Genomic DNA, 407 nt, shown 5'->3' on the forward strand with positions numbered 1-407 from the left:
CCCATTTCCGGACAATGGAGGCAATAGGCAACGGTCCCGGTAGCGCTTCCGAGCGCGCCGGCGGCCGCGCCCGCGAGCCGCAGCCGCGTCGGCGCGAGCCCGCGCACGGCCCAAAGCGCCGCAGCGAAGCCGGGTACCGAAAGGACGGCGATGTTCAACGGGCAAGTGCGCCACGTATGGCCAAAGAGCAGCTCGGCGCGCTGCGCGGAAGGCGCGAGCCAAAACACGGCCAGGCCCGCAAGCCAGACGACGCCGACGGGAACGGCAATCCCTGCCCATGCCGCGCGCACGGCAGCGCCGGGCCGCGAAAGACGCGCGGTGACGAGAAGCGAGCCTGCGGCGAGCGCGACCGGGAACGCCAGCTTGGCCCAGAAGAGCGGCGTGACGGGCATCTCGCGCAGATCGGG

The 407-nt window shown here is 72.2% G+C and carries 1 protein-coding gene; it reads right to left on the reverse strand.

The features are described from left to right. Window positions 1-407: DUF1109 domain-containing protein (locus SB764_RS38490; protein WP_410866533.1), on the reverse strand; the 407-nt coding region annotated here is incomplete at both ends.

This window comes from Paraburkholderia sp. SIMBA_027 (genome assembly GCF_046535315.1).
Taxonomy (GTDB): Bacteria; Pseudomonadota; Gammaproteobacteria; order Burkholderiales; family Burkholderiaceae; genus Paraburkholderia; species Paraburkholderia tropica.